This window comes from Palleronia sp., from assembly GCF_042089775.1.
GTDB lineage: Bacteria > Pseudomonadota > Alphaproteobacteria > Rhodobacterales > Rhodobacteraceae > Palleronia.
Genome location: NZ_JBELKF010000115.1, coordinates 1 through 7,933, shown reverse-complemented (window position 1 = coordinate 7,933; position 7,933 = coordinate 1). Strand labels below are relative to the sequence as shown.

The following is a 7,933-nucleotide window of genomic DNA, read 5'->3' as shown; positions in this document are numbered from 1 at the left end:
CAATCTTCGATCCGCGTGTCCGAGCTGCTGCCCACGATGCCGGTGGAAGCCACGGTTCAGGACGTTATCGATCGCGCCAAGTGCCGGGCCTGCAGTGCGTGCGGCTCTGGTGCCGTCCTCTACGCTTGGATCGTCTACGACAACCTTGCCAACGACCGCAGGTGAGCCGCCGCGTCATACATCCAGGCGCACGCCTTCACAGGCGACAGCGTAGCTGATTGTGTTGGGACGTCGGCCGCGCCGATGAAGTCACTAGCTCGGACGGTGAAGAGATCCCCCTAGGCATAACTGAAGCATTGACGGAACCGCTGAGCCTCGTCAATGTTCACTTTATGTTCTTGTTTCCAGTGGTGACCATGAGGTCCGTATGTCGCTTGTCATCTACCCGGACTTGATCGAGTTCGAGAGTCAGACCGGCAACGGTGGCGGCCGCGTCTTCTACCTTGGATCGCCCATCGTCGGTCTCGTGATGAACGTACGGCCAGATGCGTCGCCGGATGAGGTGGGGATGGCGAAAGAACGCGCGGCGCATTTCCTTGCAGAGCACGTAAGCTTTGAAGACTGCCTAGCTCGGCTACGCGCGGCGCGACTGCGACTGGAAAAAGGGCAGCGCTTGAGCCCCGTCGAACACGACCTCCTCGTGCAACTGGGGTTCGGCAGACCGGATGTCGAGAGTGACATTCTAGAGGCACTGGCCTTTCAGGAACAACTCGTCGGCGGGGCACTAACACTCGCCGAAACTTCGCGCCTTACCGGCCTGGAGGAAGCGGATTTAAGGGAGCGTTTAGAAGAAGGCCGCCTCTTGGGCGTATGGTGCGACGGACACCATTGGCGCGTGTTGGCATTCCAAGTGACGCTCAAAGGGCTTCTGCCAGGCCTCAATGAGATCCTCGGCCGAGTCCCTGACGACAATGACCCGCTCGGGCTGTATGCTTTCTTCACTACGCCGCAGCCGACGTTGCTTAGGCAAGGGCGAATGGTGACACCCGTTGAGTGGCTCACCGCCGGAGCGGACCCGGCGGTCGTGGTGGATCTCGCTCGCCGGTTCTGACGAGATCGGATACCAGATGCCGTACGAATACGCCATTCTGATTGTCGCCGGGATCTAGCTGGTCGGCGGCCTTGCATACATCGAGTGGATTCACCGGCCGGGCAAACCGCGCGACTCAGGAGGCGGAGGCCCTGTTAAAAAGAGGCAAGAGAAGAAGACTTAAGGGCTTTGTGATGGATACAACTGGTCAGCCTACAGTGAAGGTGGGGCGATACCTCTCCGAACCACCTCGCTATTTGCAGCCTTGCAATTTTCGCAAATCGAGGATCTTGGCGCGTACATTCTCTGGTATCTTCATATGTTGATGATACGGCTGCTCGGCATGGCAGCAGGCGCATAGCACCTCAAGGTTCTTGAGGTTGTTGTCGGTCTTCACTCCGTTACGGTGATGCGTATGCAGGACGCCCGGAACACTTGCTAAGCGGACCCGGCATTTCTGACAGGTCCAGTCCATCGCGCGACGGCGCTTTTCGGATATGCTCGGCCAGTCCTTGACATAGACATCGAGTTTGGCGGTCGCTTCCGTACGAGACGGCATTTCGCGGAAAAAGGTCGAGTACTCCCCAAGGAACTCCGAGAGGTGGAAGCTCTCCCAGATCTCGTTGCGAGCCTGCAAACCCCCTCCGGGCAGCATGAGCCGATCCGGCGTGCGGTCGTAACCCCGCCAATTCAGCTCCCTCAAGCAGTTCTTGCAGACCTTCAAGGCCGCTTCGGTTTCCCCCCGCTTCCCGCTATCCTGATCCCACCAATCCACGAGGAACAGGTCGTCTGACCGGTTGGTGGCCACGTATCTTTCGAAGCGTCCTTCGGCCCGCATGCTCTGCAATGTGCTGCAATCGGCCACGTGGAACCGGCGTGATCTTTCCGGCTCGTTTTCCAAAGTCCAGCGCGAAGATCTGGTATCCTTGATATAGAGGAGAACCTGCTCGCCCTTGTAAGTGAGCAGGCCGCCCATATCACCTGAGACCTCGTCGAGATCAATCTCGACGCCTCTCTCCAACTCTTCAAGCAGCTTCTTGCGCGGCGACAGCCCCCCACCATTCAGCGTCCACTCCGATAGCGAGGCGCCCATCTTCTGACGCAACCCATCCAACTGGAAAAACTTGAGGTCTATCTTCACTGGCTGACCTCAAGAATCCGAAGGATCTCGGCCCGGGCGGTGGTACGGATGCGGAACTCCACGCGGCGAGAGCGGTCAACATCCTCCACGCCATCAGTAGTCAGGATCGGCCGGCTTGAGGACAGCCCGTTCGCGGTCAGAAGCGGCTGCAGCCAGTCCCGGCTGGGAGTGACCTCTGACAACGACATTGCATGCTTGAGAACCGCGCGCGTGCGCTGCTGCGAGAGCGCCATGTTCAGAAAGTAGGCTTCCTCGGAAGTGGTATCCCGGTTCCATGTAGACGAGGTATGCCCTTCAATCCGAACCTCATCGATGTTGGCACGGAAGCGATCGATGACGCCGACATAGCGCGGAAAGAAGTCCTGCAGGATGGCGGAGAATTCAGGACGCAGATCGGAGCGACCGCTCTCGAATAGCACCTCCGGCGAGCGGAAGCGAACTTGCAGGGTCTCCCGCTCGATTTCGGCATTCCACCTGTCGAGATCCTTATAGAACTCCTCAATCAGGGCCTCGTAGATCGCCTCTTCTTTCTGCTGCCAAGTGTGGACGATCTTCTTGATTTCCAGATTCTGCTCGACGATTTCGACCACCGGCTCGTCCTCCAGAACTGGAAAGTCGAGATCTGGCCTGACCCAGTCGCGATCCCCGAGCAGGGAGCCGCTTGGCTCCTGAGATGAGAAGATCAGCTCGACCGGCTCTTTCGGGGGGTCCACGTCCGGCACGTCGTCCTCGAAGACGCGAATGAAGACGACCGCGAGGAACAGGAAAATGACCATCAGCCCGGCCATGAGGTCGGCCACCGACATCCACTCGCTGTCGTCATCCAGCATGCTCTGTCCGAGAAGCGGACGCATCAGGCAGCCCGCTCAGCCATGGCCACGACCTTCTGTAGGCGCTCAGTCAGCGGTGTGTAGTCTTCCACGAACTTTTCAGACAGCGAGGCGAGGTTCTTGCCTAGCAACTCGAGGGCACGGTTCAGCTCTTGCTGCATGGCCTCGTCGAACTCACCGTAGTGCTCCTCCATCTTCTTCTGGGACTGCGCCCAGCTTTCCTGGATGGACTTACCGGCTTCACGAGCGGCCTCCCGCATATGTGCGTCGTGTTCCTCAAAAGTCTTAGATGTTCGTTCGGACATCTGCCGCATGGCGCTGTCGAGTTCTTCGGTGAAGGTCGCACGCGCCTTGGTGGCGCCGTCGATGTAGTTCTTGAAGCCAGCTTGGATTTCGGCCTGCGACGCTTCGCCAGCGCGTAGAGCCTCCTCCGAGCGCGTCACCACGCCATCGACAGCCGCTTCCATGCGGGTGGTGAGCTTGTCAAGATTTTCCTCGATCACCGGGAAGGCTTCGACTGCACGGTCGCGCAGAGCGGCAAGCGCTTCGAGCTTGGCCTCCAACGCCACGGTCTGGGTGTCGAGCGCCTCTAGTACATCGCCCAATGGCTCGATGGCTTCGGGAATACGCTCGCATTTGGACTGAATGACCTCCACCGCTGCCCGGACACTCTCGATCGCCGTCACGGCGGCTTGATGGCGCTCCTCCAGCGTCTCGACGTGGACGCGGTATTGGTCCTGCCATTCCACCAGACCGGTCACGGCCGTGTTCAACTCGCGGAAATTCTCGCCAAACTGCTCGGTGAGCTTCTCGTTGAAATCCTTGATGACCTCTTCCAGTGCTTCGATGATTGCCTTCTGATTGTTCTCGACCATGTGGTCGGCAAAGCTCTTGAACTCGGTGATGAGAGCCTTGTCGCCATCCTGCACTGCCAAGCGCAGCTCGCGCACCTGCCCCACAAGGCTCTGGTTGCCATCGTCGCTGATTGCCTTGCGCAGCTCCTCCATCTTGCCCTCGGAGCGCTTGGAGACATCGCGCATCTCCTGGAGCACTTCATAGAGATGCCCACCGGTCACGCTCTCCGAGGCAGGGCCGGCAGGCACCAGCGCCTTGACTACCCGGAAGGCCAAGGCCGCCGCCATGCCCACGATACTGGTGGTGAAGGCGATCTTGAGGCCAGAGAGAAGCTCCGGAACGCTCTCGTCGATCTGCTCCACATTGAAATCCAGAAGACCAATCAGGATGCCGGTGAAGGTTCCCAGAACACCCAAGGTCGCAAGGCCGTTCGGAGTGATCGAGATCAACGATTCCAAGAACCGACTGGATCTCGCGAGAGGCAGCGCAACGAGAGCCGTGACCAACCATGCCAGGATTAACACGCAGAAGAAAAAGGTCATGCCATCCGACATGATTACACCACTAATTCGATAGATTTGATCCAACATGTTCACTTGCTCCGCTGCCCGATTGGGCAGTGCTCTTTGCCCTTTGCTGAAGCAACATGATGCAAGCTATAGATGCAATGACAGGTGGAAAGTTTTCGGCTGGATGCCGCACTGGTTGCCCGTCACTGCAGACCACTAAAGCATACTCGGAAGTGAGGATATAATGTCGATCAGGTCGCTCTTAGCCGGTCTCACGCGTGGTGCCGAGCAATTGGAACAAGGTGCCCAGCGTCTAAACGAGGCTGCCGGACGGATGGCCCAGCGTTCCGAGGCTTTCAGGTTGAGAACGGAGGGCATGCTTACCGACACTCTGTGGTTCACCGACTTCGAAGGGAGCGTAAAGGGCTGTCTCATGCTGGCGCGCGAAGAGGCGAGCCGGGAAGAGGAACTAGACGCGACCCCAAGGATGCGTGAGATCTATGCGCAAGTTTCCTTAGAGTTCGGCGAGCCTAGTCCGTTAGAGCAGCAGCCGGAACCCGAATGGGTGCGCCAAGGCGCCCCAATGGAGCCGATCAACCTGCCTAATGATCTGGAAGCCGCAAAACATTATCGAGAGGGTTTCCAGGCTGCCCTGCATAACCACGCCGCTTTCGTGCAGCAGGTCAACGAAGAGCTTCGTAAGCGCCCAGCCATGCGCGAGCCGTTCCGGAAGTACATGATAAGGCATGGCCTACAGAGGTTATTGAATGATCAGTTTCCCGGCCTCTAGTGCTACTTCAAAGTGGCAGCTAGGACTAAGGAAGTAGAAGCCCATCTCATTGAATGGCAAAAGGTCGGCCGGCTACGCCAGTTGTCATACGACCGTGATGGCGGTAGCCCCGATTCTGAGGATGGAACTATGCAAGGATCTATTGGCCGGTGCTGTAAATGCCAGCGGGCAGTTCGCTGCCCATCGGAAGGGGCGACGCTTCCTGTGCCGCAATTGGCCCAATCCGGCCACTCGTGGTGCATGGGGCGGAAGGTCGAGGTCAGCCCTTTTGCGAGGTTCAAGGATTGCGCAGCCTAGGGCACAAGGGGACAAAAGCCAACCTTCGCTGCGGTCTGATCCGAGGTCAGCTCAGCGGACCAAGGGGACCTAGGTTCGCGGTGAATGAAGTCCGCTTGTCTATTTCGGCTATAGCCTGATGAACCTATCTCAAAATTGCCATGCGGCGTTCTGCTCTAGATGCTGTGCCTCGCCTAACGGCATCGGATTGGCTAATGTCGGGCCATGATTGAGACCGATGCCGATTCCCGCCAAGATCTCGTCCGACTGAACGGGTTCTTGACGTCGATCTCGGCTCGTATCCTGCAAGTTTCCGACCACAAGGCCAGCGTGGCGATGGGAGTGGCCAGCAACGCCGTAGTCGGATCAGCCTTCGCCACTTCTGTCACCGGGCTAGTCGGCTCGTTCGGATATGCCGGCACGGGTGCGGCGCTCGCCGGGCTTTCGGGTGCGGCCAAAACGTCTGCAACGCTCGCGTGGATTGGGGGCATCGTAGGCGGCGGTGTGGCGGCGGGAACCTTCGTCCTCGGGGCCGGGGCATTGGGGGCCGGCATCTACGGCTCAATCAAAATCCGCCGCGCAATCCTCGGCCATTCGCGCCGACGGGAGGAGCTGTCCGAAGCGGAGATGCGCATCCTAGAGGCCTGCAGCGTACTGACAGCCGCCATTCGCGATACCTTGGCGGCGGAGGTACCGATCAGCCGCCGCGAGGTCGTGCTCATGTCAAGGATCGGGATCATACCGCTCATGGAAGAGGTCGAAACTGCTCTCGGCGCAGGACGTTTCGCCGATCTCAACGTATACAACCGCACGCTCCTAAGGGGGCACCTAAACAACCTGCGATCCTATCTTGCGAGGCTAGAAGCCCATGCCGACCCGTCGTAGCGCCGCCGTCGCCATTGCCGTTACGTTACAGCAGCTCATCGACGGCAAGCACGAGGACTGGACGTCTGACCAAGCCCTGGTGCTCGCCGCCCTCAGGCGGTCGGCCTCCGATCTAGCCGATGCCTCCGACGCGGAACTAGGCACCTATCTACGTAATCTCGGCCCGGACCAGATGCGTGGTGTTGTCTCGAATGTGAAGGGCATCTTCCATGAAATGCTAGTTGAGCGGGCAGAGAACGGCGATGGCGATGACATGGGAGCGCAGCTCTTCGAGCAGGCCAATCACCCAGGCGCCGACCTCGAATTCGTCGTCGACGGGGCCGTGATCGGAGAGGTGCAGCTCAAGGCCGTGCAGGACCCCGCTGCAATCATCGAGCATTTTGCGCGCTATCCGGACGTCGACGTGATGGCGACATCGGAGGTTTACGCGGCGATGGGCAGCACGTTCGCAGAACGGCTTACGGACTCTGGGGTGAGCAATGCTGAAATCACAGCGATGACCCAAAACACATTGGAGGAGTTGGCAGGGGAAAGCCTCAACGGGTTTGTTCAAGATGGCATGGTGACGTCCGCCCTGATCGGCGCTGGGCTACATGCGCGAGCGGCGTTGCAGGGGCAATCGCTCGATGCACGGCAAGTTCGCTCGACGCTGGAACTCATGGGTGTCGGTGTCGGAACAGCGATGACGATGGATGTGCTTCTAAACTTGGCATAGTGGTCGTTTGGCTGAAGTGCGCTCTTGATCTGCCTTTTGTCTTCGGGGCCGCTCCAAGGCCCCTGCCGATCTTCTGTCTACTGGAGCCAGCGCCTTCGCCGGCGTTGCCGCCGTGCCAAATACGACCGGCTTCTGGGCGTATGGTGTGAGGGCCATCACTGGCGGGTATTGTCATTCCAAGTCACCCCGAAAGGGCTTTTACCCGGCCTCGACGAAATTCTCGGTCGCGTCCCGGACGACAACGACCTGCTAGGGCTGTATGCTTTTTTACTACGCCGCAGCCGATGTTGCTCAGGCAGGGCAGGATGACTTCGCCCTTGGAGTGGTTGTCATCGGGTGGCGCCCCCCATAGTCGTCGTGGAGCTTGCCCGACGCCCGTAGTGTCAAGCCGCTGCCAGCTGCTTGCTCTTGCCGCGCGCGGGGCTAGGGTCGGGGCGAAAGGATCCTTTATGCCCCGCCCCGAAACGCCCGCCATCTCCACGGCGCCCGCCGCGCCGCGACCGGCTCCGGTCCAGCAGCCGATGCGCGGTATCCTGTTCAAGACCGCCTCAGTCTGCGTCTTTGTCGCCATGGCCGCGATCATCAAAGCGACTTCAAACGACGTGCCGCCCGGCGAGGCGGTCTGGTTCCGCTCGTTTTTTGCCCTACCGGTGATCATCGTCTGGCTGTTATGGCGCGGCGAGCTGCGTCACGGTCTCGAAACCCCCAACCCGATGGGCCATCTGTGGCGCGGCGTCGTCGGCACCGCCGCAATGGGGCTGGGCTTCACCGCGCTGGGTCTGCTGCCCTTCCCCGAGGTGACGGCGATCGGCTACGCGGCGCCGCTGATGGTGGTGATCCTCGCTGCAATGTTCTTAGGCGAGGAGGTGCGCCTGTTCCGGCTTTCGGCGGTGGGAGCTGGG

General features: G+C 59.7%; 8 protein-coding genes. 5 read left to right on the top strand and 3 right to left on the bottom strand.

Features of this window, described 5'->3' with window-relative positions; genetic code table 11:
• Positions 1–367 precede the first annotated feature (367 nt).
• Complete coding sequence (locus ACFDS3_RS17705) at positions 368–1,051, top strand: hypothetical protein (protein WP_375263678.1); 684 nt, start codon at positions 368–370, stop codon at positions 1,049–1,051.
• Between the two features lie 232 nt (positions 1,052–1,283).
• On the opposite strand, the gene ACFDS3_RS17700 is transcribed toward ACFDS3_RS17705, so the two are convergent.
• Genes ACFDS3_RS17700 through ACFDS3_RS17690 form a run of 3 tightly spaced genes read right to left on the bottom strand, consistent with a single transcriptional unit; the run spans position 1,284 to position 4,446 of the window.
• Positions 1,284–2,171 (bottom strand): hypothetical protein, encoded by an 888-nt coding sequence (locus tag ACFDS3_RS17700; protein WP_375263677.1) that lies wholly within the window; start codon positions 2,169–2,171, stop codon positions 1,284–1,286.
• Positions 2,168–3,001, bottom strand: a complete 834-nt coding sequence (locus ACFDS3_RS17695) for an OmpA family protein (RefSeq protein ID WP_375263676.1) — start codon at positions 2,999–3,001, stop codon at positions 2,168–2,170. Before ACFDS3_RS17695 ends, ACFDS3_RS17700 begins: the two co-directional genes overlap by 4 nt.
• Positions 3,002–3,024: 23 nt before the next feature.
• Positions 3,025–4,446, bottom strand: a complete 1,422-nt coding sequence (locus tag ACFDS3_RS17690) for a hypothetical protein (RefSeq protein ID WP_375263675.1) — start codon at positions 4,444–4,446, stop codon at positions 3,025–3,027.
• 163 nt (positions 4,447–4,609) lie between these two features.
• Here ACFDS3_RS17690 and ACFDS3_RS17685 point away from each other — a divergent pair, with 163 nt between their 5' ends.
• The 4 genes from ACFDS3_RS17685 to ACFDS3_RS17670 all read left to right on the top strand — a co-directional run.
• Positions 4,610–5,155 carry a hypothetical protein gene (locus ACFDS3_RS17685; protein ID WP_375263674.1) on the top strand — a complete coding sequence of 182 codons (546 nt, stop codon included), beginning with the start codon at positions 4,610–4,612 and terminating at the stop codon, positions 5,153–5,155.
• 555 nt (positions 5,156–5,710) lie between these two features.
• Positions 5,711–6,316 carry a hypothetical protein gene (locus ACFDS3_RS17680; protein ID WP_375263673.1) on the top strand — a complete coding sequence of 202 codons (606 nt, stop codon included), beginning with the start codon at positions 5,711–5,713 and terminating at the stop codon, positions 6,314–6,316.
• The gene (locus tag ACFDS3_RS17675) at positions 6,300–7,031 is read left to right on the top strand and encodes a hypothetical protein (protein WP_375263672.1); all 732 of its coding nucleotides are present in this window, start codon (positions 6,300–6,302) and stop codon (positions 7,029–7,031) included. Before ACFDS3_RS17680 ends, ACFDS3_RS17675 begins: the two co-directional genes overlap by 17 nt.
• 521 nt (positions 7,032–7,552) lie before the next feature.
• On the top strand, positions 7,553–7,933 hold a 381-nt coding region (locus ACFDS3_RS17670; protein WP_375263679.1), incomplete at its 3' end, for a DMT family transporter.